This is a genomic window from Campylobacter sp. FU_497 (assembly GCF_025772425.1).
Lineage (GTDB): Bacteria > Campylobacterota > Campylobacteria > Campylobacterales > Campylobacteraceae > Campylobacter_D > Campylobacter_D lari_C.
On sequence record NZ_JAKMSC010000001.1, the window covers coordinates 37,840 to 63,196 of the forward strand.

The following is a 25,357-nucleotide window of genomic DNA, read 5'->3' on the forward strand; positions in this document are numbered from 1 at the left end:
GTGCTAGATGATTTTAATGAAAGAATGGTAGATACAAGAAAGCATTAATCACTAAAGCATTTACTATATCTATGAAAAATGCACCTACTAAAGGTACAATAATAAATGCCATATGGCTCATACCATAGTGATTTGTTACAGTTTGCATATTTACCATAGCTGTTGGAGTAGCGCCCAAACCAAAACCACAATGCCCTGCTGCTAAAACTGCTGCGTCATAATCTTTTCCACATACCCTAAAAGTGATAAATATAGCATAAGCAGCCATCATAGCAACTTGTACTACTAAAATTACTAGCATCGGTAGTGCAAGGGTTACTAGATCCCAAAGATTAATAGTCATTAGTGCTAAAGCTAAGAATAAAGACAAGCTTACATTACCTAAAACTGATACTTCTCTATCAAACACATGATGAATTTTTGTAGCTGATAAAACATTTCTTAAAACAACACCCACAAAAAGACAATACACAAAAGTTGGTAAAGTAAAACCTGTATTTGTTTTAATATAAGTAGATAAAGCATTACCTATTAATAAACATAAAGCAATCAATGCTAAAGACTCTATAAAAGAAGATGGGGTGATTAATCTTTCTTTTTCTGGAGATTGGAAATTTAAAATCGCATCTTTATCATCATTTTGTTTTGGAACTACTAATTTGTATTTATTAACCAAATATCTTGCAACAGGTCCACCTATGATACCACCTGAGATAAGCCCAAAAGTCGCACAAGCAATAGCAACAGTAGTTGCACTAGAATACAAATAAGGTTCTTTAATAAATTCAGCCGCCCAAGCTGCACCTGTTCCATGGCCACCACTCATTGTAACAGAACCTGCTATAAGTCCCATTAGTGGATTTTGCCCCATAGCACTTGCCACACCTATACCAACTATATTTTGAGCAAAAAGCAAGCCTACAACTACTACTAAAAAAATTGCTAACTTTTTACCGCCTTTTTTTAATGAAGCAAAATCAGCCAACAAACCAATACTTGAAAAAAATGCAAGCATTAGCGGATCTTTCATAGATTCATCAAATTTAATATTTAATGAAAAAGAACTATGCAAGATTAAAAGAATAATCGCAGCTATTCCACCACCAACAACTGGCTCAGGGATATTATAATCACGAAGAAATTTTACCCTTTTGATGACAAAAACGCCCAAAAGCAATACTATAACCATAGTAACTAGCGTTGCATAAAAATCAAATTTCATACCTCTCCTTTGTTTGATTTATTCATCAATTGTATTCTAAATGACTTTAAAACAACGCAAATAAATATTATTCTTTACTTAAAATATTACAAAATGAAACATTTTTAAGTCTTTTCTACTCTGAAATTAATACTATATTATGATACAAATTAATATTTTTAAGCAAAGATAGTTTTGCTCTACTAAGCTCTTGGAATGAATTAATAAGCAAAGCATCCGCATCAAGATAATCTTTTAGCTCATTACGCCCTAGTTCGTATTTTTTAAAATATAATTGTGTAATTTTTGCTTGGTTAGTATTGATATCTTTTACTAAATTTAACAAATCATTATAGTATTTATCATTTTCATAACAAAGTTTAAACTCATGAATGGCTCTTTGCAATGCGTCTTTATACTCATATAAGTGTGCTTGGTATGTAAATTCAGAAATTTTTACATTTTGTCTTACTCTATAAAAGTCCAAAAATGGTAAGTCAATAACAACATTTCCACCTAAGATTAAAAATTTAAAACTCTCATCAATATTTTTATCATTCCCATCTAAATTTCCTAATATTTTTATACTAGGTAAAATACTTTTTTGCACACTTGCATAATCCTTATAAGAAGCCATAAGTTGATTTAGCTTTGCTTGAACTTGTGGTCTATAAGCAAGCATTTTTAATTCTATATCAAAATTAATTTTTTGCAAAGAAAAATCTTCAAGTGTATAATTTAGCATTTTATTAATCAAACGTTCATCATCTTTACCTAGCAAATCTTTTATATTTTTAAGTGTTAAGTCTTTATTTTGCAAATTTGTAATGATATTTTGTTTAGTGTTTAATAAAGACTTTTTGATATTTAAAAGATCAATATACTCAACCTTGCCATAATCAAATTTAGTAGTATAAATTTCTAGCATTTGCTCAAGATTTTTTAAATGATTGTTTAGCAAGCGATCTACATCATTAAAATAAATCAATTCAAAAATACTATTAATCGCTAAATTAATTGTATCAAGCTCTAAAGAACGCAACTCATATTCGCTTGCTTTTGCTAAAAATTCAGAACTAGCAACTTGATCTGAAATTTTGCCATATATATCAAGCTCATAATTTAACATAATGCCATTTGAGAAACTATGCATTTTTGTGCCATTGTTTAAATTTTTTCTTATATTTGCACCTAAATTTCCACTCAAAGTAGGATAAAGATCTAAATTTAAAAGCTTATATCTAGCTAAAGTGCTTAAAAAATTAACTCTTGCTACATTTAGATCTTTGTTGTTATCAATAATAGCTTTTAAAATATTATTTAAATCTTGATTATTATATTTTTCCCACCAAGCCTTGCTTGCATTAAAATCTTCAAAATATTCTTTTTTTATTTGCTCTTGAGATACTTGCTCTAATTTTACTCCTACGCAAGCATTTAAAAAAAAGGCTATAAAAAATAATAAAAATATTCTCATCTCATTCCTTTGATAAAGCGCTAATAGGATTTAAATTTGCTGCATTTTTTGCTGGGAAAAATCCAAAAACCACTCCGATTAAAACTGAACTTAAAAGCCCTAAAAATACTGAATTTAATGAAAGTATCATCGTAAAACCAAAATTTAAAGAATTAAATACTTCAATGATAATAAAAGAAAGTATTACTCCAAAAATAGCCCCCAAAGAACAAATCAATACAGCTTCGATTAAAAACTGCATTAAAATATCTTCTTTTCTAGCTCCAATAGCCATTCTAACTCCAATTTCCCTTGTACGCTCACTTACTGAAACAAGCATGATATTCATCACACCAATACCACCTACTATTAAAGACACTACCGCAATAGAAGAAATAAGTAAAGTCAAAGTAGCAGTATTTTCCTCAATGGCATTTTTAATTGCGTCAGAATTTATAGTGAAAAAATCTTTTTTTCCGCGTTTAATTTCTAAAATTTTTACCATAGCCTCTTCAGCTAAAGCAGGATTTACCTCATCTTTTACCTTAGTTACTATAGCTCTTATTTGCTTATCCCCTGTGATTTTATTCATCAAAGTAGAATAAGGAGTATAAATTTTAATAGTATTCTCATCGGCTCTAAAGCCTTTATTATCTCTTTCTTTTTTTAAAACGCCAACTATGGTTAAAGGCTGTTTGTTAAAAATCACGCTTTTACCTAAAACATCTTTAGCACTAATATTATCAAATAAAATTCTCAAAGCATTTTCATCTATAATGCAAATATTAGTATTATCTTTTATATCCTCATTATTAATAAATCTACCATCTACCATCACAAAACCTCTAAGTCTTAGATGATTTGGCCCTACTCCATAAATTCTAGCTTGCAAAGAATTATTCTTATAAGTTACCACCCCTATTTTGCCTACATCTGCTTCTACTGCTTCTAAATAAGGCAAAGAACTTAAGGTTTTTAAATCACTTAAATTTAGCCTTGTTCTACCTGATCGAATATCCCCCAAACCACGCCCTGAAACAACTTCTATGGTATTAGTCCCAATAGAGCTAATAGAAGCAAGTATGTTTTGTTTGGCTCCAAGTCCTAAAGCAACCACGCAAACTACTGAAGCTATGCCTATGATAATACCAAGCATGGTAAGCAAAGAACGTAGCTTGTGTGCTACAATGGAAGCTATGGACATTTTTAAACTTTCAAAAAGCTGATTTTTAAGCAAATTAAAGCTTTTTTTCTCTTTTGGCATTAACTTAGCTTTTATTTCGTCTGCTTTTTTTACACCATTATCGTTTATAATCTTACCATCTTTAATTTCTATAACTCTTTTTGCTCTAGCAGCTATTTCTCTATCATGAGTAACTAAAACTACGGTGTGTCCTTGCTCATTTAGTTTATTTAAAATTTCTAAAACTATCTTACCGCTTTTAGAATCAAGCGCACCCGTTGGCTCATCTGCTAAAATAAGCTCACCACCATTCATCAAAGCTCTTGCTATGGAAACTCTTTGCTGTTGTCCACCACTTAGCTCATTTGGCTTTGATAGTTCTTTATGATCAAGCTCTAAAAAAGAAAGTAATTCTTTAGCCTTTTGTGATCTTTCATATTTGTTTTTGCCTGCATAAACAGCAGGTAAAGCGACATTATCTTTAGCATTTAAAAGACTAAGCAAATTATATCTTTGGAATATAAAACCAATTTTTTCGCGTCTAATCCTTGCTTTTTCATCTTTACTTAAATTAGTTACTTCATATGCATCTAAAAAATATTTTCCACTACTTGGTTCATCAAGTGTACCTATAATATTTAAAAGAGAGGTTTTTCCACTACCTGATTGTCCTATAATGGCTACAAATTCTCCCTTTTGAATATAAAGATTAATGTTTTCTAAAATAGTTGTATTATTAATCTTTTTTTGTATATTTTCTAAGCGTATCATTTTTTATTTTTACCTATGATAACTAAATCGCCCTCATTAATACCATCTAAAATTTGAGTATTTAAACTATCTTTAATACCTAATTTAACAGGTGTTTTCACACTTATATTATTTGCTTTTAAAATTTCTACATAATAACCTTTTGTATCGCTTTTTATAGCTAAAGTTGGTATAACTAAAGTATTATTTTCTGTTTTAATGGCAATTTCATTTTCTGTACTCATACCTATGCGTAAAAAATTATTATCATTTTTTACAAAAACCCTTGCATAATAATACACAGCACTAGCGCTAGTACTTGAGTTTGAGTTTAAATTTGTATTGCTTGTTGCATCGCTTATGGTAGTATTTGCTGGATCTATGCTTGAAATAGTTGCTTCGTATTTTTTATCAGGTTCATTTAAAATACTAAATTTAACTTTTTTTCCTACACTAATTTTATTAATATCAGCTTCAGCTATTTGCATACGAATTTCCATTTCACTTAAATCAGCCAAACGCACTATACTTGGTGTATTTTGGTTTGCATTTACAGTTTGACCTTCTTCAACTGCTACATTAATAATCTCACCCTTACTAGGTGCAGTTATAGTAGTGTAAGCTAAATCTTTTTGAGCATTTTTTAAAGAAATTTCAAGTTGAGTAGTTTGAGCTTTTAAATCAGCCACATTTGCCCTTAGAGCATAAAAAGTATTTTTAAGATTTTCAAGATTTTCTAAGGAAGTAGCCTTTTTAGCATAAAGCTTTTGTTCTCTTTGGTATTGTTTAGTAGCTATATCAAGAGCGATTTTTTTACTTTCTAAATTTGCCTTTGCACTTTCAAGCTGAGCTTTGGTAATATCTAAATCATTTTGTTGCTTATCTTTATCAATTTGTGCGATTAAATCACCCTCATTAACATGATCACCTAATTTTACATAAAGTTTAGTAATTTGCCCACTAACTTGCGCACCAACATCAACTTGTGTTTTTGCATAAACTTCGCCTATTGCTTCTATACTTTGAGTGATGTCTTGTTTTTTAACTTCATAGGTTAGATAATTATATTCTTCCTTATTTGCAAAAAAGAAAAAATACACCCCTATAATGAGTATAATCAAAAATATACTTAAATAAATTATTTTTTTCATTGTAATCCTTTAAAAACCATATAATAAAACATTTGTATGAAGTAAAAATAAAATTGTAACAATAAAATATAATTTTAACAATTTTAAAGCTTATAAGATATAAGATAAATAAAAAAAGGAAAAATAATGCAAGATTATTTAAATTTAATGCAAAATCGCTCTTCTATTAGAGCTTACACCCAAGAAAAAATTTCTAAAGAGAATTTAGAATATATCTTAGAATGTGCTAGATTATCTCCTAGCTCCTTAGGACTTGAACCTTGGAAATTCTTAGTTTTTCAAAAAGATGAACATAAAAAAGAAATTGCTAAAATAGCTAATAATCAAAGCCATGTAGCAAATTGCGCTGCTATTATAGTTGTAATCTCAAGGGCTGATTTTAAGGATTATTTTGAAGAAAAACTAAAAAAGAGAGGTTTAAGCCAAGAAGAATTAAACAAACGCTTGCAAACTTATAAGCCATTTTTAGATGCAATGGATTTAGAACAAAGTTTTATTTATGCCAAAGAACAAAGTTATCTTGCTATTGCAAATATTATCAATGCTGCTTATAGTTTAAATTTGGGCTCATGTATCATTGGTGGCTTTGATAAAGATAAAATCAATCAATATTTAAATTTAGACACCACTAAACAAAGAGTATCCATGCTCATTACTTTAGGACATACTCAAGAAAATATTAGCACAGAAAAAGTTCGTTTTACATTTAATGAAGTGGTAGAATTTAAAGATTAATCAAATATCAAAACTCCATTTAAATTTTATATAATAAAATAATATTTTTAAAATAAAATGGAGTTTTTAATGCAAGGAAATTTTTTAAAGATTTTTGGCGTATTGCCATTTTTAGCAGTAGCTTTTATTAACGCTTTTGTGGATTTAGGACACAAAATCATTATACAAAACACTATCTATAAATTTTATGAAGATAACACCCAACTTTTTTTAACTGCTATTGTTAATGCTTTGATGCTTTTACCTTTTATCCTTATGCTTTCACCTTCTGGATTCTTAGCAGATAAATTTCCTAAAAATAATATCATGAAAATATCTGCATTATTTTCAGTAATATTAACTTGTATTATTTGTTTGTGTTATTATATTGGAGCATTTTGGCTTGCTTTTGTAATGACTTTTATCATGGGAGTGCAATCTGCCTTATACTCTCCTGCAAAATATGGTTTTATAAAAGAATTAGTAGGAAAAGATCTTTTAGCTATGGGAAATGGAGCTGTCAATGCAGTAAGTATTGTGGCTATTTTAGCGGGTATGGCGGTATTTTCTCTAAGCTTTGAAATGCTTTTTGAGCCAAATTTTAACACTCCTTCGGATATTTTAACACAAATTGCACCTTTGGGTTTTGTATTAATAGCTTTTGCTGTATTAGAACTTTTTTTAGCTTATAAACTTCCTAGCTTAAAAGAAGAAGATAAAAATTTAAGTTTTGATAAAAAACAATATTTCCAAGGAAAGCTTTTAGCCTCTAATTTAAAAACAATATTTTCTCATAAAATCATTTGGCTTTGTATTGTAGGAATTTCACTTTTTTGGGCCATATCACAACTTTATTTAGTGAGTTTTCCTGTATATGCAAAAAACGATCTTTTCATAGAAAATACCTTTTATGTACAATGCTCTTTAGCTTTTTCTGGTATAGGAGTGATTATAGGATCGCTTATTAGTGGTAAGTTTTCTAAAAATTACATCGAATTAGGTCTTATACCACTAGGTGCTTTAGGGATTTTTCTAATGAGTATTTTAATGCCATTTTTAGAAAACTTACTAAGTTATAGTGTAGTGTTTTTTATTTTTGGTTTAAGCGGGGCATTTTTTATCATACCTTTAAACTCTCTAATACAATTTCATGCAAAAGAAAATGAACTAGGAAAAGTCTTAGCAGGAAATAATTTTATACAAAATATTTTTATGTTAGGCTTTTTGGCACTAGCTACTTTTGCTGCATATGCTAAAATTGAAGTGATAAATTTGTTTTATTTTATCATCGCTGTGGCATTTTTTGGAAGCATTTATGTGTTAAGTAAATTGCCTTTTTCTTTAGTGCGTTTATTAATGAGTATAGCGTTTTTTCAACGCTATCATTTATTAGTAGAAGGTTTTGAAAATATTCCTGAAAAAGGTGGAGCATTATTACTTGGTAATCATATATCTTTTATAGATTGGGCTATTGTGCAAATGGCTATACCAAGAAAAATTTATTTTGTTATGGAAAAAAGCATTTATTCTAAGTGGTATATTAGAATTTTTCTTGATAAATTTGGAGTTATTCCTGTTTCAAGTGCTTCTAGCAAATCAAGCTTAGAGCTTATTGCTATGCATATTAAAAACGGAAATTTAGTTTGCCTTTTCCCAGAAGGAGTGCTTTCACGCCATGGACAACTTAATGAATTTAAAGGCGGATTTGAGTTAGTTTGCTCAAAATTAGAAGAGCAAGATGGAGTGATTTTACCTTTTTATATTAGAGGACTTTGGGGAAGTGCTTTTTCAAGAAGTGATGAAGAATTTTCAGCAAGAAATCGCAAAATAAGCAAAAGAAAAATCGCTATTGCTTTTGGAAAAAGCTTGCCAATACACACTAAAAAAGAAGCGGTCAAAGCAAAGGTTTTTGAACTTTCTTTTATTACTTGGAAATCTCAATGTGAAAGTATGCATACTATAGCCAGAGCTTGGATAGATAGCGCTAAAAGAAATTTAAGTCAAATAGCTATTGTTGATCCTTTAATAGGTGGTATTACCTATAGAAAAATGCTTGCTTTAAGTTTGGTTTTTAGTTCTTTTATAAAAAATAAATCGCATGAGTTAAATATACAACCTACCCAAGGAAGCTATGCTCCAAAAGAAGAATGTGTAGGAATTTTACTCCCTGCTTCCATGGCTAGCTCTCTTTGTAATCTAGCTGTATTGCTTGCCAATAAAATCGTGGTAAATTTAAATTTCACAGCAGGTGTAAAAGCAATCAATCAAGCTATTCAAAGTTCTCAAATTCAACAAATTTATACTTCTAGAAAATTTATGGAAAAATTAGAAAATAAAGGTATAAAACTAGAATTTGAAGAGCATGTTAGAATCATTTTTATGGAAGATGTTATCGCAAGCTTTAAAAGACAAAAACTCAAAATCTTTTCTATGCTTGCTTTAGTAAGTATCTTACCTACTTGTTTAATAAAAGCATTATTTGCACCTAATAAACAAAACCTTGCCATAGCTGCTATATTATTTAGTAGTGGTAGCGAGGGAACGCCAAAAGGAGTAATGCTAAATAATCGCAATATTTTAAGCAATATAGCTCAAATTTCAGATGTATTATGTGCAAAAAATGAAGATGTTGTCTTATCTTCTTTACCGCCTTTTCATGCTTTTGGATTAACTGTAACTACTTTTATGCCTTTATTAGAAGGGATTAAAAGCATAACACATGCTGACCCAACAGATGCGCTAGGTGTAGCAAAAGCTATAGTAAAAAATAATGTTAGCATTATGTGTGCTACTTCAACTTTTCTAGGTATTTACGCAAGAAATAAAAAACTTGATGCGATTATGTTTGAAAGCTTAAGGATTATCGTTTCAGGTGCTGAAAAACTCAAAAGCGAAGTAAGAACTGCCTTTGAAATGAAATTTAAAAAACCTATTTTTGAAGGCTATGGGGCCACTGAAACCACTCCGGTTGCAAGTGTAAACTTACCAAATAAATTTGATCCTGATTATTGGATTTTACACCGTGCAAATAAAGAAGGTAGCGTAGGTATGCCTTTACCAGGAAGTGCTATACGCATAGTAGATCCATCTACTTATGAAAATTTAAATCATGGAGAAGATGGATTAATACTCATTGGTGGCCATCAGGTTATGGTGGGTTATTTAAACAATAAAGAAAAAACCGATGAAGTTATCAAAGAAATCGATGGCATACGCTGGTATAATACCGGCGATAAAGGCTATGTAGATGAGGATGGCTTTTTATATATAGTAGATCGTTATTCTCGTTTTGCAAAAATTGGTGGGGAAATGATATCTTTAGGAGCTTTAGAAGAAGAAATTGCTAAATTTATCAATACAGATATAGTAAAATTTTGCGCAGTTGCGCTAGATGATGATAAAAAAGGTGAAATGGTATGTTTATTAGTAGAATGTCAAGAGCAAGACTTTGAAGGAATTTGCGAAGTGATTAAAAATTCTACTATGCCTGCTATTTTTAAACCAAGTAAATATTTTAAAGTAGAACAAATTCCGCTTTTAGGTTCTGGCAAAGTGGATTTAAAAGGTGCTAAAGATTTAGCTAAAATTTTACAAACTCATTAAAATAAGCCTTTGGCTTATTTTAATTCTAAACTAATTTTATAGATAATTTCTTTCATACTTTTTTCTAATTTTTGCATGTTTTGTATCATAAATTCTATAATCTCATCCCAATTTTCTTCATTATAAGAATCAAATTCTTTTTCATACTTTATCCTACAAGCTCTTTTTTCCTCCAATCTTTCCCAAGTCAATGTTTTTCCAAACTGGTTTTCTATTTTTTCTTTATATTCTAAAAAACCGTCAAAAATACATTCGTTTTTTTCTTTATCTTTACTATCTATATAAAGTTCAACCCTAGCACAATCTTTATTAAAAACAAAAGCATAATGGCAAAATCCCACTCCACTTCCTGTATTAATCCAATTGTCTTTTGATGGTTTAGTATTGGAAAATAGCTCAAATTTTTCTTCTTTAATTTTATTTAACAATTTATTCCAAAATTTAAATCTTATATTGTGTCTTTGTTTTTGAGAACTATTGATTAAATTTTGCTCTTGCTCTTTTTTTGCTAGTTTTACGATATATTCTTGTGCTTCTTTTATAGGTATTATTTGCTCTACATTTAAAAAATACTCTTGGTTAAATTCATAAGGTGTAACTCTAAAGCATTGTATAAACAAACCTTGATTAATAAGCCACAAAACCGCTGAAGTTACTTCCTTTCTAAAATTTGCCGCTACTAAAATAATGCGCTGATGTTGATTTTCTATTCTTATATCATCATAATTTTCTTCATCAACACCAAAAAATTCGCATAATTTTTTCTTGTAATTTTCATTTATTAAAAACCGTTGATAGATTTTTTCAATATCACTCTTGCTAAAAGTAGAACAATAAGAAGCATATTTAAGTGCTTGCCAAGTTACATCTTTTCCACTATCATCTCGTTTGTTTTCTATGATTACCAAATTGCCTTCTTTATCCAAAGCTAATAAATCCAATCTTTCATTAGTGCCATCAAAGTCTTGAAATTCTTTCTGTATAATAAGCAAATCCTCACCCAAACAACTAGGATTTTTTGCTATCCATTCTTGCAAATTGTTTCTTTCTGTAAATTTTAAATCTTTAAAACTTTTTTCTGGTAATTTTGTAATAGAATTTTCTATTTTATTTATTTTATACATAAGCTAGCCTTTTTTAAATTTTATTAATGAATTTTACTAAAGTTTTTATATTTCATTATCATTTTTTTGATACATTTACACATTAAAAATATTAAAAAGGGAAATAATGAAAATTTTTGATATGGTAGTTATTGGTGCTGGCCCTGCAGGTATTGCAGCGGGAGTAGAAGCTAAAATAAAAAATAAAGAAGTTATTGTTTTAGAAAAAACTGATGTGATTTGTCAAACCTTAGTAAAATTTTACAAAGAAGGCAAAAGAGTAGATAAAGCTTATAAAGGTTGTGATAGCACAAATCACGGGCATATAAATTTTGAAGATGGAACTAGAGAAAGTACGATAGAAACTTTCCAAAATGCTATCAAAGAGCATAATCTTGAAGTAAAGCTTTCTAGTGAAGTTGAAAGTGTTAAAAAAGATGGAGAAAATTTCATCGTTAGCACTGCAAATGAAAATTATATTTGTAAAAATGCAGTTATTGCCATAGGTAGAATGGGTAAACCGAATAAACCAAGCTATACTTTACCTATAACTTTAACAAAAATCATCAATTTTAATGCAAATTCAGCAAGCCAAGGTGAAAAAATCTTAGTTGTAGGTGGTGGAAATTCAGCAGCAGAATACGCTATAGATTTAGCTAAAAACAATGATGTGACGCTTTGCTATAGAAGAGAAACTTTCTCAAGATTAAACGATATTAATCTAGAGGATATTCAAAAAGCTTTTGAACAAGGTAGTGTAAAAGCAAAACTTGGCATAGATATAACTAGCATTGAAGATGAAAGCGGTAAAGCTAAAGTAAATTTTACTAATGACACAAATGAAATTTATGATCGTATCATTTATGCTATTGGCGGTTCAACTCCACTTGATTTCTTACAAAAATGCTCTATAGAAGTTGATGAAAAAGGTGTGCCAAGCTTTGATGAAAATAAAGAAAGCAATGTAAAAGGATTATTCGTAGCAGGTGATATAGCGAGTAAAAACGGAGCTTCTATTGTAGTGGGTTTAAATGATTCATTTAAAATCTGCGATCATCTTTATAAATGCTAAAACTCTTTCAATATTCAAAAGGCTATCGCTATAATAATGATAGCCTTTTGCTTTTTGACTTTTTATCTAAATATAATTTAAAAGGAAATATCCTTGATATAGGATGTGGTTGTGGAATTTTAGGACTTTTAATAAAGCAAAGATTTCCAAATTCAAATGTTTATCTACTAGATATCCAAGAGCAAAATATCAAACTAAGTTATAAAAATGCCAAAGAAAATAAACTTGAAATTCAAGGCATTTGCGAAGATTTTTTAAACTATAAAAGTGATATAAAATTTGATTTTTTGATCTCTAATCCTCCATTTTATAAAAAAAATACACAAAAAAGCCAAGATTTGCATTTATGCATATCAAGATATCAAGAATTTATGCCACTTGAGAAGATGTTTGCTAAAATAAATACTTTTATCAAGCCAAATGGTAGTTTTTTTATGTGCTATGAGGCAAGTTTTTTGGATGAAATTTGCGCTTATTTAAAACATTTTAAATTAAAACTAGTTTCACTTCAATGTGTTCATACTAATGCACAAACTAACGCAAGACTTGTTTTAATGCATATTAAAAAAAATAGCAAAAGTTCTTGCGCTATAATGCCTACACTTTTTATGTATGAAAATGACATTTTAAATCCAAAAATTAGTGAAATTTATGAAAATACAGGAACTATAAGCTATGATGTGTGAAAAAGGTTTTGATTATTCTTTTGATGAAAGTGCTTGTGAAAAATGCGGCGGAAAATGTTGCACTGGAGAAAGTGGGTATATCTATGCTAGCAAAGAAGAACTAGAAGCTATTGCTAGTTTTTTAAATTTAAACTTTGAAGCCTTTAAAGAACAATACCTCATCAAAGTTGGATTTAAATATAGCTTTAAAGAAGCAAAGTATGAAAATGGCTACCGTTGTATTTTTTTTGATACAATGTATAAAAAATGTTTAATTTACAAGCATAGACCAAAACAATGTAGAACTTTTCCATTTTGGGAGTATTTTAAAACACACAAAGAGGAGTTAAAAAAAGAATGTATAGGGGTTTGCTTTCACTAATTATAGTTTTTATCCTAACAAGCCTTGCTTTAGCTAAAGGTGAAGATAAAATCCTACAAGCACTTATTTATGAAGAGCATGGGCAATTTCAAAAAGCATGTGATATTTATACAAATTTATTTCATGAAAATAATGAAAGTATTTATTTGCAAAAGGCTTTACTTTTAGCTTTAAGTGCCAATTTAAAACAAAAAGATGAGCTTTTAAAAGCTTCTAAAGACTTTTTAGAACACACAGCTATTGCAAGATTAAATGCTTTATATTTTTTTGAAATAGGAGATTATAAACAAGCTGAAGCTATACTTTATAAACTCATTAAAGAAGAACAAGATTATAGAAATTATGAAATATTAGGCGATATTTTTGCCAAAAAAGCTTTATATACTAAAGCTTTAGAGCAATACAATCTTGCTTATAAGCTTTTTGAACATGAAAATTTATTGCTTAAAATAGTTGAAATTAATATCAAAAATAAAAATATCAACCAAGCTAAAAAGGCCTTAGAAGAATTTGTAAAAAGTTCACAATGCACCCTTAAAACATGCACCCTACTTTTAAAAATTTATCAAGAACAAAAAGATCATAAAGCAAGTATTCAAACCCTTGAAAAGCTATATAAACTCAACAATGACATTAAATACATCTACGCTATGATAGAATTACTAGTGCAAGAAAAAAATTATACTCAGGCTCTAAATTTAACCCAAAAATATAACATAGATCCTGATACTAAAATTTTCTTATATACACAAACAAAAGATTATAAAAAAGCTTACGAAATAGCTTTAAAACATTATGAACTTAGTAAAGATAAAAAATATCTTTCTATGGCAGGTGTTTTGGAATTTGAAATTCATATGGATCCTAAAAGTAAAAAAGTCACGGATCCAAAAATTCTAGCCTCTATCATGAAAAAATTTGAACAAAGTGTAGATGTGCGCAGTGATGCTTTATATCAAAACTACTATGGCTATGCTTTAATTGAATATGATATTGATATAGCCAAAGGTATGGAACTAGTAGGCTGGGCGCTTGAACAAGAACCACAAAATCTTTATTATCTTGATTCTTTAGCTTGGGGGTATTATAAACTTAAAGATTGCAAAAAGGCTTATGAAATTTTGCAAAAAACACTGCATGATAAAGAATTTTCAAGCTCAGATGAAAGCAAAGAGCATTTAAAGGCTATCGAAAAATGTTTAAAACAATAGATTTAAAAAATCATTTTTCAAAAACACAAAAAATTCTTGAAAGTAAAAAAGAAATTTTTCCTTATGATATGCTAGGCAGAAGTCTAGCTTCTAACGCCTTTTATCCTAAAGATATTTATACACTTTTACTTGAAGGAAAACTTTCACATTTTTTATATTCTAAAGATTTAAATTTTAATCATGAAAATTTTGATGCCATCATCTTACCAACAAGTCCTTTGCTTAATCAAGACATACAAAATTTAAGTCTTTTTAGACGCTATCATGAAAAACCTATTGTACAATTTGATTTTATTTTTGATGAATATCAAATTTTAGAAAGCTTAGTATATGGGGCTGATGCGTTTATTGTATTTCCCAAAATGCTAAAAACTATGCAACTAAAAAAACTTTATAATTTTGCAATACATCTTGGCTTAGAGGCCATTTTTTACCTTGAGAGCAAAAGCGATCTTAATAATGCTATTTTAGCAGGAGCTAGAATTTTTTTATTAGAAGATGAAAAGCTATTACCTTTGATACCAAAAAACAAAGCTCTTATAAGTAAAAATATTAAAAATCTACATGCTTGCATAAAGGAGAATTGATGGAGTATTTATACGCACCTTGGAGGGATGTTTATTTTAACAATAAAGATAAAAAATTTTGCCCTTTTTGTCATTGTAAGCATGAACTTAATGAAGATGAAAAACTTGGGGTGATTTTTAGAGCTAAAGAATGTTTTGGCATTATGAATAAGTACCCTTATAGTCCGGGTCATTTTATGATTATCCCTTATGAGCATTTAGAAAATATAGAAGATTTAAATGATGATACATGGCTAGAAATTAGCCATTTTGTGCGTATTGGAGTTAAAATTTTAAAAGAAAACTTTCACGCTAAGGGTGTTAATATAGGTATGAATTTAGGCAGTGCAGCAGGAGCTGGCATAGCACCACATTGTCATTATCATTTAATCCCAAGATGGCAAGGCGATACAAATTTTATCACTACCATAGGACAAACTAGAGTTTGCGGGAGCGATTTGGAAAAAGTTTATACCACCTTATGTAAAGCTTTTAAAGACTATGTATAAAGAAGTTGATTTTGAAAATTTTTTAAAATTTAATTTTGATCTTTTAATTGATGCAAGAAGTCCCAAAGAATACAAACTTGCTCATATAAAATCTGCGCAAAATTACTACGCACTCAATGATAATGAATTTGAAGAAATAGGCACGCTTTATAAGAAAAACAAAGGCTTAGCTAAAGCAAAAGGCGCAAGTTATATTTGTAAAAATATGAGCGAGCATATTAATAAAATTTATCAAAATTATAAAATAGGCTCTTTGGTGGGAATTTATTGCGCAAGAGGTGGTAAAAGATCAAAAGCTATTGCTTTAATCTTAGCTGAACTTGGTTATAGGGTTGCAAGATTAGAAGGTGGATATAAAGCTTATAGAAGTTATGTGAGTGAGTTTTTTAGAAAAGATTTAAATATTGAGTTTTTATGTCTTTGTGGTAATACAGCAAGTGGCAAAAGTGATTTAATCCAAACTTTAGATAATGCTTTAAATTTAGAAAAACTTGCTAATCATCAAGGATCAAGTTTTGGTAAAATTTATGGAGAACAACCAAGCCAAAAAGCCTTTGAAGATGAATTGTTTTATTTTTTAAAAGATTATACTTATAAAACTTGTTTTATAGAAGCTGAAAGCAGACAAATTGGAAATTTAACTATCCCGCTAAATTTATACAATAGCATGCAAAAAGCTAAGAAAATTTGGTGTGAATGTGACACGAATTTACGCATTCAAAGAGTTTTAAAAAACTATACTCCAATGGATAAAAAAGTATTTTATCAATGTGTTGAAAAAATATCACCTTATATCAGCAAGGATTTTAAATTAAGACTTTGTCAAAATTATGAAGAAAACAATTTAGAACTTTGTGTAAAAATGCTTTTTGAATATTATGATAAAGTATATAAAAAACCTTCAAAAATTGATTATTTTATCAATAGTTCTAATTTAGATGAAGCTAAAAAACATCTTATGAGTTTAAACTCATAAGATTGTGTTTACAAAGATAATAAAAATAATACTTGAAAGAATTCCAGCAACTGGTAAAGTAATCACCCATGCTAAACCAATAGGTTTCATCATAGCCCATTTAGCATCTTTATTAAATACCCCTATACCTAAAATAGCACCGATTAAAATATGGGTTGAGCTAACTGGAATTCCAAGTTGGGTAGCTAAAAGTATAACAATACTTGCGCCAAGTTCAGCACTAAAGCCTGTTGTTGGTTTAATTTCAGCAAGTTTTGAACCCACAGTTTGAATAACTTCTTTACCCAAAAACCAAAGTCCAATAACTAAAGCTATACCAAACATAAGCATTACAGCAAAAGGAACTGGTGAGCTAGGATTAATGGTGTTGTTTTTAAGTACATCTAAAATAGCAGCAAATGGTCCAAGAGCATTAGCTATATCATTAGCTCCATGTGAAAAAGCAAAACTTGAAGCAGTAAAAATTTGAAACCACGAAAAAATCTTTTCTATAGTCTTATTAACCTGAGTTTTTTTCATCAATCTCACAACCGCTAAAGTAACAATATAAGCAAAAATAGAAATAATCGAAACTATCCATAAATTTTGCATTACATCTAAAGTAGAAACATTATTTAAACCCTTAAATAAAAACATAGAAGCAATAGTCAATGCACCTACACCTGCTATTAAAGGAACATGAAATTTCATTCTTGAGAAAACATCTATGTTTTTTTCTTTTTCTTTTAATTCTTTGATTTTTAACTTATATTCACTTCTTTTTTCATCATCATCTAAAACAATAGCGCTAAGTTCTTTGATTTGCTCTTCTTGGCTTTTGTTTTTTAAATTTTTAAAATATTCTTCTTTAAATGCTTTTTTTTCTTTTTTAATTTCTTTTACCACAAGAGTTATTTCCTCTGATGGCTTTAAGATTTTTTTATAAATATAAGCATAAATTAAATATGCCACAAGCCCGCCAAGCAAAGGCGAAATAACCCAACTCATAGCTATTTTATAAATACCATTCCAATTTACCATAGTTAATGCTTGATCTTGATCAAAAAATACAAAGCCCATAGCAATACTTGAACCTACAATACCTCCTATAATACTATGAGTAGTAGAAACTGGAAGTCCTTTTTTAGTCGCCACAAAAAGCCAAATTCCTGAACTTAATAAAGCTGAGAGCATTACGCATACAAACACCATAGGATTAATTCCATCAGGTAAAACTACTATACCACTTCTTATAGTATTTGTTACTTCCCCACCTGCAAACACAGCCCCGCTTAATTCAAATACCGCTGCAATAATCAAAGCTTGTTTTATAGTAACTGTTTTAGCTCCCACGCTAGTACCAAATGAATTTGCTACATCATTACCACCAACATTAAAGGCCATGAAAATACCAAATACACTAGCAAGGATAAATAATATCATGGAATTATTAGGAATATAATTATATCCCCAAACAAAAAAGCATAAAACACTCACAATAAAAATAAAAAATGCAATAGCATTATCTTTACTCAAGCATTCTCCTTAAGAATTTATTTTAATGAATTAATTTTAGTAACTTTTACTTAGTTTTTTCTTTGATCTTTAAAAATTGCAAAGCAGATTTCACTGCTTGCATATAACTTTGTAAGTTTATTTTTTCATTTTTATAAGCCCTATCATAAGCTGTACCATGATCAACACTAGTGCGAATTATAGGTAAATTTAAACTCACATTAATACTTTTTTCAAAATACAAAGCCTTTAAAGGAGCTAAGCCTACATCATGGTACATACTCACTAAATACTTGCATTTACTTAACGCAAAAGGAGTAAAAGCACTATCAGCCACCAAAGGCTCACTTAAATAAATATTTTCCTTACAAGAAAGTTCTTTTTCTTTTTGACTTAAAAAATCTTCATTTTCTAAATTTTGCAAATTTAACGCACAATCTTTTAAAAATACATTTGCCATTCTTATAGCTTTTTTTATTTCCTGCTCTTCTTCTCCGCCTATTACGCCATTATCACTTGCATGAGGGTTAAAACTCAAAACTCCAATTTTTTCAAATAAAGTGCATTGATAAAAATTAATTAAAAATTGCGCAAGCTCAAAAGCCTTAATCTCTTTATAAACATCTCTTAAAGCCATATGCTCAGTATATAAAGCCACAAAAAGCTCATCACACCCTAACATCATAATAGCATCTTGTTTGAAAAAATCTCTTAGTGCCTCAGTATGACCTTTATAACTCACTCCCCCCATTTGCCAAGTCTTTTTATTAATCGGTAAAGTTACCAAAGCATCTAAAAACAAATGCGTGCAATAACTAGCTCCTTCAAAACTTAAAAAAGAATAAACCCCACTTTTAGCGTCTAAATTCGCAGGATTTAACTCAAAATCAAAATCAATAATTTTACTAGCTTGATATGAAAACTCATAAATTAAAAAATTTTCTTTTTCTTCTTTAAAACTAAATTGTGGTTTTGAAGCATTAGAAATTTCAACTAAATTGATTTTAGATTTAGGATTTATTTTCAAAAGTTTATTTGCTTTTTGAAATAATTCATAATGCACAAAATAATAAGGCTCGCAAATTTTTACTAGCTCATCATGACAAGATAATAAAATTTGCATACCTATGCCATTTAAATCCCCTATACTAATAGCAATTTTTTTCATCTTTTAATCAAAGCTTTCATTTGCAATATAGCTTTTTCTAAGCCTACAAGAACCGATCTTGCTACTATGCTTTGTCCTATATTTAACTCTTCTATTTCTAAAATATCTACAATATTTTTTACATTTTTATAATTAAGTCCATGTCCAGCTGCCACTCTTAAATTTAAACTCTTAGCCAAACTTGCACTTTGTCTTAATCTTTGGAGTTCATTTTCTAAAAGATTTTTGAGTTCATTTTTGCTTAAAATTAATTCAGGCAATGCATAGGAAGTTTGATTGATATTAGTATATAATGCATTATAAATATTAGCATACAATCCTGTATGAAGCTCTATAAAATCAGCATTTAAAGAAGATGATTTATTAATATCTTCTAAATTAGGATCAATAAATAAAGAAACTTCGATTTGCTCTTGCTTTAAAGCACTAATAGTTTCTTGTAGTTTTTCATTATCTAAATTTAAACCACCTTCTGTTGTAAGCTCTTGTCTTTTTTCAGGTACTAAAGTAACGCGCGAGGGTTTGTATTTTAAAGCATACTCTATCATATCAATAGAGCATTCTAAATTCACTACACATTTGCAATATTTTAAAATATTTTCTAAATCAAACTCATTAGCATGGCGACGATCTTCTCTCACATGGATAGTGATTTGATCAGCTAAATTTGCACTCAAAATAGCAGCTTCAAGTAAATCAGGATCATTTACTTTTCTAGCTTCTCTTAAAACTGCTATATGATCGATATTAACCCCTAAAAGCATAAGTTTTCCTTATAAGTTTTTTGCTATTATACTTTAAATTTTTTAAGGAGAGCTAGTGCTAGGTATTGATATGGGTTCAAATACATTAAGAGTTGTTTTAATGGATGAGAATTTTAATAAATTAAAAAGCGAAGAATTTATCATAGGTGCAGCTAAAAATATGCAAAATGACACCATTAACGATGAAGCCATAGAAAGAATTTTTAGCGCTTTAAAAATCTTAAAAGAAAAAAACTATGATTTAAGTCAAGCCAAAGCAGTCGCAACAGCTGCTTTTAGAAAAGCAAAAAATACTGAGTTTATTTTTGAAAAAATTCAAAAAGAATTTAAACTTGATGTAAAATTAATCGATGCAAAAACCGAAGCAAAACTAAGCATTTTAGGTATGCAAGAGCGTCTTAAAGCTCTTAAGCTTTTTAGAAAAGACCTAAACTATTGTGATTTAGGCGGTGCTTCTTGTGAAATTTCAAATGAAAAGTTTAGTAAAAGTTATGATTTTGGAATTATTAGTTTTTATGAAAGAATGCATTTTAAAGCCATAAAACCAAGTGCTTATGTAAGATTTTTTAAAAAATATCCACAAAATCTTGCACGTATTAAAGATGAAAAATTAAAAATTCATCTAAGCCCCTACCCTGCGCATTTAAAACAACTTGCCCTAAAAGCTTTTAATCTTAGTAAAGATATAAAATTAAAAGGAAATTTTTTCATATTAAATTCAGGAGTACCCACCACACTTTGTGCTTATAAACAAAACATAAAATACAAAGATTACCTAGAAGAAAATGTAAATGGCAAAATACTCAAACGCAAAGATTTTTTTGATTTTGCTTTAAAAATTTGGAATTTAGAACAAGAAAAAGCTAAAATTTATCTTGGGGAAAATAGAAAAAAATACCTCATAGCAGGCTCAATGATACTTTTTGCTTTATTTAATAAGCAAAAGCTCATTGTAATTGATGATGGTGTTAGAGAAGGTGTGTGTATAGCACATTTTAAAAATATCAAATTTTAAAGGAGAAAAAATGGGTTTAAAAGATCAAATTTTAGAAGATATTAAAGAAGCTATGCGTAATAAAGATGATTTTAAAAGAAACACTTTAAGAACGCTTAATGCTAGCTTTAAACAAGTAGAAGTTGATGAGAGAATTACGCTTAGTGATGAAAGAATATATAAAATCATTGCAAGCGAGATTAAAAAACGAAATGAAGCAGCTTTGGCTTTTTCTAAAGGCTCTAGAGAAGATTTAGCACAAAAAGAACTCCAAGAAGTAGCTATTTTAAGTGCTTATTTACCAAAACAACTTAGCGATGAGGAATTAGAAAATGAGCTAAAAAAACTTATAGATAAATTACAAATTAGCTCTTTAAAAGAACAAGGTATTTTGATGAAAGAAGCTAAAGCAGCTTTTGGCGCAAGCGTTGATGGTAAAAGACTTAACGAAATGGTAAGAAAGCTTTTAGCATGAAAAAAGTTTTAACACTTTGCGCCTTAGCTTTAAGCTCTTTTGCTTATACTCAATATGAATTGCATCCTAGCTTTAAAGCTTATTTTAAAGACTGCTCTTTATTGATGGATAAATATTATTATATTAATTGTTATGATTATAATTATAAAGGCACTAAGGCTATTGCCTATAAACTAGAAGCTAAAATTTTAAATCAAGGACACATCAAAAAACGCCCAAGATTTCAAGAAGATACAAATATACCTAAAAAATACAGAACTTATTGGGAGGATTATCTAAGAAGTGGTTATACAAGAGGGCATGTCGTGCCAAATCAATCCATGAATGCAACCCCACAAGCTCAACTTAGCACTTTTTTAATGAGCAATATCACTCCGCAAAAAAAAGATATTAATGCAGAAATTTGGAATGAAATCGAACAAAGAGAAAGATATTTAGCAAAGAAAAATAAAGAATTAGAAGTCTTAAATTTAGTACTTTATGATGATAAACCAAAACACATTAAAAACAATATAGCCATTCCTAGTTTTTATGTCAAAATTCTTAAGGCTAAAAATTTCAGCGAATGTTATAAAGTGCCAAATAATGATAATTTTGCAAGATTTGATAGAAATTATTTTAAGGAAGATTGTAAAAAATATATTGATTAAACTAGAAGCAACAAGGCTTCTAGTTTAGTTTTTACTCAACTTCAGCATCGATTACATCATCGTCTTTTTTCTTTTGAGTGTTTGGTTCTTCTTTTTTATACATATTTTCTGCTAATTTATGAGAAACTTCACTTAAAGCTTTCATTTTACCTTCGATTTCTTCTTTAGAAGCATTAGCATTTTTCAATGTCTCTTTTAACTCATCTAAGGCTTTTTGAATATTTGCTTTATCATCATCGCCTACTTTATCTCCAAGCTCACTTAAAGATTTTTCTACTTGATGCACTAAGCTATCAGCAGCATTTCTAACTTCTACTGCTTCTTTGCGTTTTCTATCTTCTTCTTTGTGAAGCTCTGCATCTTTTACCATGTTGTTGATTTCTTCTTCACTTAGTCCGCTTGAGCCTGTGATTTTAATCTCTTGAGCTTTACCTGTAGCTTTATCTTTTGCACTAACTGTTAAAATACCATTTGCATCAATATCAAAAGTTACTTCAATTTGTGGCATACCGCGAGGTGCTGGTGGAATTCCTTCAAGATTGAAATTTCCTAAAGATTTATTATCACGGCTAAATTCTCTCTCACCTTGTAAAACATTGATAGTAACTGCGCTTTGATTATCTTCAGCAGTTGAGAAAACTTGCTCTTTTTTAGTTGGTATAGTTGTACCTTTTTCGATGATTTTAGTCATCACCCCACCTAAAGTTTCAATACCCAAAGAAAGTGGAGTAACATCAAGCAATAATACATCTTTAACATCACCTTTAATAACCGCACCTTGAATTGCCGCACCTATTGCAACAACTTCATCAGGATTTACTGATTTATTAAGCTCTTTTCCAAAAGCTTTTTTAACTTCTTCTTGTACCAGTGGGACACGAGTAGAACCACCCACCATAACAACTTCTTTTACTTCACTTTTATCAAGTCCTGCATCTTTTACTACCTCGTTAATCTTACTAATAGTTTCAGCAACTAAGCCATCAATCATACTTTCAAATTTAGCTCTTGTTAGAGTTTTAGTTAAGTGTTTTGGACCACTTGCATCAGCTGTGATAAATGGTAAATTAATATTAGTTTCATTAGCTGAACTTAATTCTTTTTTAGCATTTTCAGCTGCTTCTTTTAATCTTTGTAAAGCCATTACATCGTTTTTAAGATCAATACCTGTTTCATCTTTAAACTCATTTGCTAAAAAGTCGATTAACTTATTATCAAAATCATCGCCACCTAAAAATGCATTACCACCGGTTGCCAAAACTTCTACAACATTATCACCTGTTTCAAGCACAGTAACATCAAATGTACCACCACCTAAATCATAAACTACAATTTTTTCACTTTCTTTTTTATCAAGTCCATACGCCAAAGCTGCTGCAGTTGGTTCATTGATAATTCTTAATACATTTAATCCTGCAATTTGTCCTGCTTCTTTTGTAGCTTTTCTTTGTGCATCATTAAAATACGCTGGAACAGTAATAACCGCATCTTCTACTTTTTCACCTAAGAAAGCTTCTGCATCTTCTTTTAATTTCATTAAAACTTTTGCTGAAATTTCTTGTGGAGTATAAATTTTACCTGCTATTTCAATCGCACAAGCCCCATTTCTCTCTGTGATATGATAAGGTAAGCGATTTTTAGCTTCTTTTGCTGCTTCTTCATTGATCATTAAACCCATAATTCTTTTTATAGAATAAATAGTTTTTTCAGGATTAGTAACCGCTTGACGCTTAGCGCTATCTCCAACTAAAACTTCACCTTTATCTGTAAAAGCAACTACCGAAGGAGTAGTATTTTTACCTTCTTTATTTGGGATAACTTTACTCTCACCTCTTTCATACACACTCACACAAGAATTTGTTGTACCTAAATCTATACCTATAACTTTTGCCATTTTTTATCCTTTTTATTAAATTTTATTTTGCAACACTAACTTTTGCTGATCTAATCACTCTATCATTCATCATATAGCCCTTTTGTAAAATTTGGACGATATGATTGCTTTCATGATCAGCACTTTCAACATGAAACATCGCTTCATGTAAATTTGGATCAAACTCACCATCTGCTTCTATTACTTTAACCATATGTTTTTCAAGTTTTTTCAAAAGCAAGTCTAAAGTGTTTTGAACCCCTTCTTTGATTTTCAAACTTATTTCATCATTAGCTTCTACATTAATAGCCGCCTCTAATGCATCAACTACATCAAGCAAATCTTTAGCAAAACTTTCATTTGCATAAATTGTTGCTGAAATTTTTTCTTTTTCCATTCTTTTTTTGATATTTTCAAATTCAGCATTTGCTCTTAAATAAGTATCTTTTAACTCATTATACTCTGCTTGAAGTTTTTCTAATTCATTGTTTTGACTTTCTGAATTTTCCACTGCTTCTTCTAGCATTTGCTCATTTTGCTTTTCTTCGCTCACGCAGCCTCCTTTATAATATTTAACATTGTTTTAAAATCAGAATACACACTACCGGCAAAAACCACATTAGATTCTTTGCCTAAAAATGTACTCTTAAGCTTTAACCCCATAAAACCCTCTTCAAACAAAGGATCAAATTGCAATTTATCATTAAAATAAAATCCAATTTGAGGAGATAAAAGCTTAGCAAATTCATCATTTTGATAAATTTGATAAGCCTTACTCTCATTATATCTATAATAAACCATAGCTTCTTTTAGCATGACAATTTTTTCCAATAACTCTTTAAACTCAACTCTAAAAGCTAAATTTTCAATACTTTTTAGATCAAGCCCTATAAGTCTTTGCAAGAAAATCAAACTATCTTGGCTAAATCTTAAAACCAACTCATTTTGTCCAAAATCAAGTATGATAAATTTATCATTAACCTTAGTAATATCTTGCAAAATAAGCTCATCACCACCATAAACTAAGGTATAAATTTCAAACTTATCAAGCAAAAACTCTAGCAAAGCAAGATCATTAATTACAATCTCATTTTCGCAAAGTTGCTCATACCAATAAGCCTTCATAGCACTAAAAGTTGGTATGCGACCACTGCTAATATGAAGTTGTGTTAATACACCCTCATCGCTTAATTTTTTAAAATAAACTCTTATAGTAGAAGCAGGTATGCTTACTTTATGATTTAACTCATTAGAACCCACAGGATTATTACCCTCTAGATAGGTCTCAATGATGGTTTTTAAAATTAAATCTTTTTTACTATAAGACTTCACTACAAAACCTTAAATTTTTTATTTTAGCACTCAATGTTTTTAAGTGACAAAATAATTATACAACT

At 29.4% G+C, this 25,357-nt stretch carries 23 protein-coding genes; 12 read left to right on the forward strand and 11 right to left on the reverse strand.

All coding sequences use genetic code 11. From position 1 onward, the window contains the following. Positions 1-13: 13 nt before the first annotated feature. The 4 genes from gltS to L8W68_RS00205 all read right to left on the reverse strand — a co-directional run bounded on the left by gltS (position 14) and on the right by L8W68_RS00205 (position 5,741). A complete protein-coding gene (gene gltS / locus L8W68_RS00190; RefSeq protein WP_263674539.1) occupies positions 14-1,222 on the reverse strand; it encodes a sodium/glutamate symporter in 1,209 nt (402 codons plus the stop codon). Between the two features lie 115 nt (positions 1,223-1,337). After that, a complete protein-coding gene (locus L8W68_RS00195; protein WP_263674540.1) occupies positions 1,338-2,678 on the reverse strand; it encodes a TolC family protein in 1,341 nt (446 codons plus the stop codon). Position 2,679: 1 nt separating this feature from the next. Next, on the reverse strand, positions 2,680-4,611 hold the full coding sequence (locus tag L8W68_RS00200) for an ABC transporter permease (RefSeq protein ID WP_263674541.1): 1,932 nt from the start codon (positions 4,609-4,611) through the stop codon (positions 2,680-2,682). Beyond that, the gene (locus L8W68_RS00205; RefSeq protein WP_263674542.1) at positions 4,608-5,741 is read right to left on the reverse strand and encodes an efflux RND transporter periplasmic adaptor subunit; all 1,134 of its coding nucleotides are present in this window, start codon (positions 5,739-5,741) and stop codon (positions 4,608-4,610) included. Before L8W68_RS00205 ends, L8W68_RS00200 begins: the two co-directional genes overlap by 4 nt. A 126-nt stretch (positions 5,742-5,867) precedes the next feature. Between L8W68_RS00205 and L8W68_RS00210 the strand changes: the two genes are divergently transcribed. Together L8W68_RS00210 and L8W68_RS00215 are read left to right on the forward strand one after the other, a co-directional pair. Further along, positions 5,868-6,476 (forward strand): NAD(P)H-dependent oxidoreductase, encoded by a 609-nt coding sequence (locus tag L8W68_RS00210; protein WP_263674543.1) that lies wholly within the window; start codon positions 5,868-5,870, stop codon positions 6,474-6,476. A 69-nt stretch (positions 6,477-6,545) separates the two neighbouring features. Next, positions 6,546-10,058, forward strand: a complete 3,513-nt coding sequence (locus L8W68_RS00215) for an acyl-[ACP]--phospholipid O-acyltransferase (protein ID WP_412175547.1) — start codon at positions 6,546-6,548, stop codon at positions 10,056-10,058. Positions 10,059-10,072: 14 nt separating this feature from the next. Here L8W68_RS00215 and L8W68_RS00220 read toward each other — a convergent pair whose 3' ends face one another. Continuing rightward, positions 10,073-11,182 (reverse strand): DUF4268 domain-containing protein, encoded by a 1,110-nt coding sequence (locus L8W68_RS00220; RefSeq protein ID WP_263674545.1) that lies wholly within the window; start codon positions 11,180-11,182, stop codon positions 10,073-10,075. Between the two features lie 106 nt (positions 11,183-11,288). Between L8W68_RS00220 and L8W68_RS00225 the strand changes: the two genes are divergently transcribed. The 7 genes from L8W68_RS00225 to mnmH are packed head-to-tail and all read left to right on the forward strand — an operon-like array spanning position 11,289 to position 16,542. Further along, positions 11,289-12,233 carry an NAD(P)-binding domain-containing protein gene (locus L8W68_RS00225; RefSeq protein WP_263674546.1) on the forward strand — a complete coding sequence of 315 codons (945 nt, stop codon included), beginning with the start codon at positions 11,289-11,291 and terminating at the stop codon, positions 12,231-12,233. Next, positions 12,227-12,919: a tRNA1(Val) (adenine(37)-N6)-methyltransferase gene (locus L8W68_RS00230; protein ID WP_263674547.1), complete on the forward strand. Its 693-nt coding sequence runs from the start codon at positions 12,227-12,229 to the stop codon at positions 12,917-12,919. Before L8W68_RS00225 ends, L8W68_RS00230 begins: the two co-directional genes overlap by 7 nt. Beyond that, positions 12,909-13,280 (forward strand): YkgJ family cysteine cluster protein, encoded by a 372-nt coding sequence (locus L8W68_RS00235; protein WP_263674548.1) that lies wholly within the window; start codon positions 12,909-12,911, stop codon positions 13,278-13,280. The genes L8W68_RS00230 and L8W68_RS00235 overlap by 11 nt, the downstream gene beginning before the upstream one ends. Then, positions 13,256-14,491, forward strand: coding sequence for a tetratricopeptide repeat protein (locus tag L8W68_RS00240; RefSeq protein ID WP_263674549.1), 1,236 nt, complete (start codon positions 13,256-13,258; stop codon positions 14,489-14,491). The genes L8W68_RS00235 and L8W68_RS00240 overlap by 25 nt, the downstream gene beginning before the upstream one ends. Next, complete coding sequence (locus L8W68_RS00245; RefSeq protein WP_263674550.1) at positions 14,476-15,078, forward strand: indole-3-glycerol-phosphate synthase TrpC; 603 nt, start codon at positions 14,476-14,478, stop codon at positions 15,076-15,078. The genes L8W68_RS00240 and L8W68_RS00245 overlap by 16 nt, the downstream gene beginning before the upstream one ends. Further along, entirely contained in the window at positions 15,078-15,566 is a 489-nt protein-coding gene (locus L8W68_RS00250) for an HIT family protein (RefSeq protein WP_263674551.1), read from the forward strand. The genes L8W68_RS00245 and L8W68_RS00250 overlap by 1 nt, the downstream gene beginning before the upstream one ends. Next, on the forward strand, positions 15,559-16,542 hold the full coding sequence (mnmH, locus tag L8W68_RS00255) for a tRNA 2-selenouridine(34) synthase MnmH (RefSeq protein WP_263674552.1): 984 nt from the start codon (positions 15,559-15,561) through the stop codon (positions 16,540-16,542). Before L8W68_RS00250 ends, mnmH begins: the two co-directional genes overlap by 8 nt. Here the strand turns inward: mnmH and L8W68_RS00260 are convergent. From L8W68_RS00260 to L8W68_RS00270, 3 genes are read right to left on the reverse strand one after another with little or no spacing between them, the layout of a single operon-like run. Further along, on the reverse strand, positions 16,537-18,057 hold the full coding sequence (locus L8W68_RS00260) for an inorganic phosphate transporter (RefSeq protein WP_263674553.1): 1,521 nt from the start codon (positions 18,055-18,057) through the stop codon (positions 16,537-16,539). The two genes, mnmH and L8W68_RS00260, sit on opposite strands and share 6 nt — an antisense overlap. 46 nt (positions 18,058-18,103) lie before the next feature. Beyond that, the gene (pdxA, locus tag L8W68_RS00265; protein ID WP_263674554.1) at positions 18,104-19,204 is read right to left on the reverse strand and encodes a 4-hydroxythreonine-4-phosphate dehydrogenase; all 1,101 of its coding nucleotides are present in this window, start codon (positions 19,202-19,204) and stop codon (positions 18,104-18,106) included. After that, complete coding sequence (locus L8W68_RS00270) at positions 19,201-19,968, reverse strand: pyridoxine 5'-phosphate synthase (RefSeq protein WP_263674555.1); 768 nt, start codon at positions 19,966-19,968, stop codon at positions 19,201-19,203. The genes pdxA and L8W68_RS00270 overlap by 4 nt, the downstream gene beginning before the upstream one ends. A gap of 55 nt (positions 19,969-20,023) precedes the next feature. On the opposite strand from L8W68_RS00270, the gene L8W68_RS00275 reads away from it, so the two are divergent. From L8W68_RS00275 to L8W68_RS00285, 3 genes are read left to right on the forward strand one after another with little or no spacing between them, the layout of a single operon-like run. Further along, the gene (locus tag L8W68_RS00275; protein ID WP_263674556.1) at positions 20,024-20,983 is read left to right on the forward strand and encodes a Ppx/GppA family phosphatase; all 960 of its coding nucleotides are present in this window, start codon (positions 20,024-20,026) and stop codon (positions 20,981-20,983) included. Positions 20,984-20,993: 10 nt separating this feature from the next. Next, on the forward strand, positions 20,994-21,437 hold the full coding sequence (locus L8W68_RS00280) for a GatB/YqeY domain-containing protein (RefSeq protein ID WP_263674557.1): 444 nt from the start codon (positions 20,994-20,996) through the stop codon (positions 21,435-21,437). Continuing rightward, positions 21,434-22,087, forward strand: a complete 654-nt coding sequence (locus L8W68_RS00285) for a DNA/RNA non-specific endonuclease (RefSeq protein ID WP_087685044.1) — start codon at positions 21,434-21,436, stop codon at positions 22,085-22,087. Before L8W68_RS00280 ends, L8W68_RS00285 begins: the two co-directional genes overlap by 4 nt. 31 nt (positions 22,088-22,118) lie before the next feature. Here the strand turns inward: L8W68_RS00285 and dnaK are convergent, their stop codons facing one another. The 3 genes from dnaK to L8W68_RS00300 are packed head-to-tail and all read right to left on the reverse strand — an operon-like array spanning position 22,119 to position 25,292. Beyond that, positions 22,119-23,981: a molecular chaperone DnaK gene (dnaK, locus tag L8W68_RS00290; RefSeq protein WP_263674558.1), complete on the reverse strand. Its 1,863-nt coding sequence runs from the start codon at positions 23,979-23,981 to the stop codon at positions 22,119-22,121. A gap of 22 nt (positions 23,982-24,003) precedes the next feature. Beyond that, positions 24,004-24,513 (reverse strand): nucleotide exchange factor GrpE, encoded by a 510-nt coding sequence (gene grpE / locus L8W68_RS00295; RefSeq protein WP_263674559.1) that lies wholly within the window; start codon positions 24,511-24,513, stop codon positions 24,004-24,006. After that, positions 24,510-25,292, reverse strand: a complete 783-nt coding sequence (locus L8W68_RS00300) for an HrcA family transcriptional regulator (protein WP_263674560.1) — start codon at positions 25,290-25,292, stop codon at positions 24,510-24,512. Before L8W68_RS00300 ends, grpE begins: the two co-directional genes overlap by 4 nt. Between the last annotated feature and the right edge of the window lie 65 nt (positions 25,293-25,357).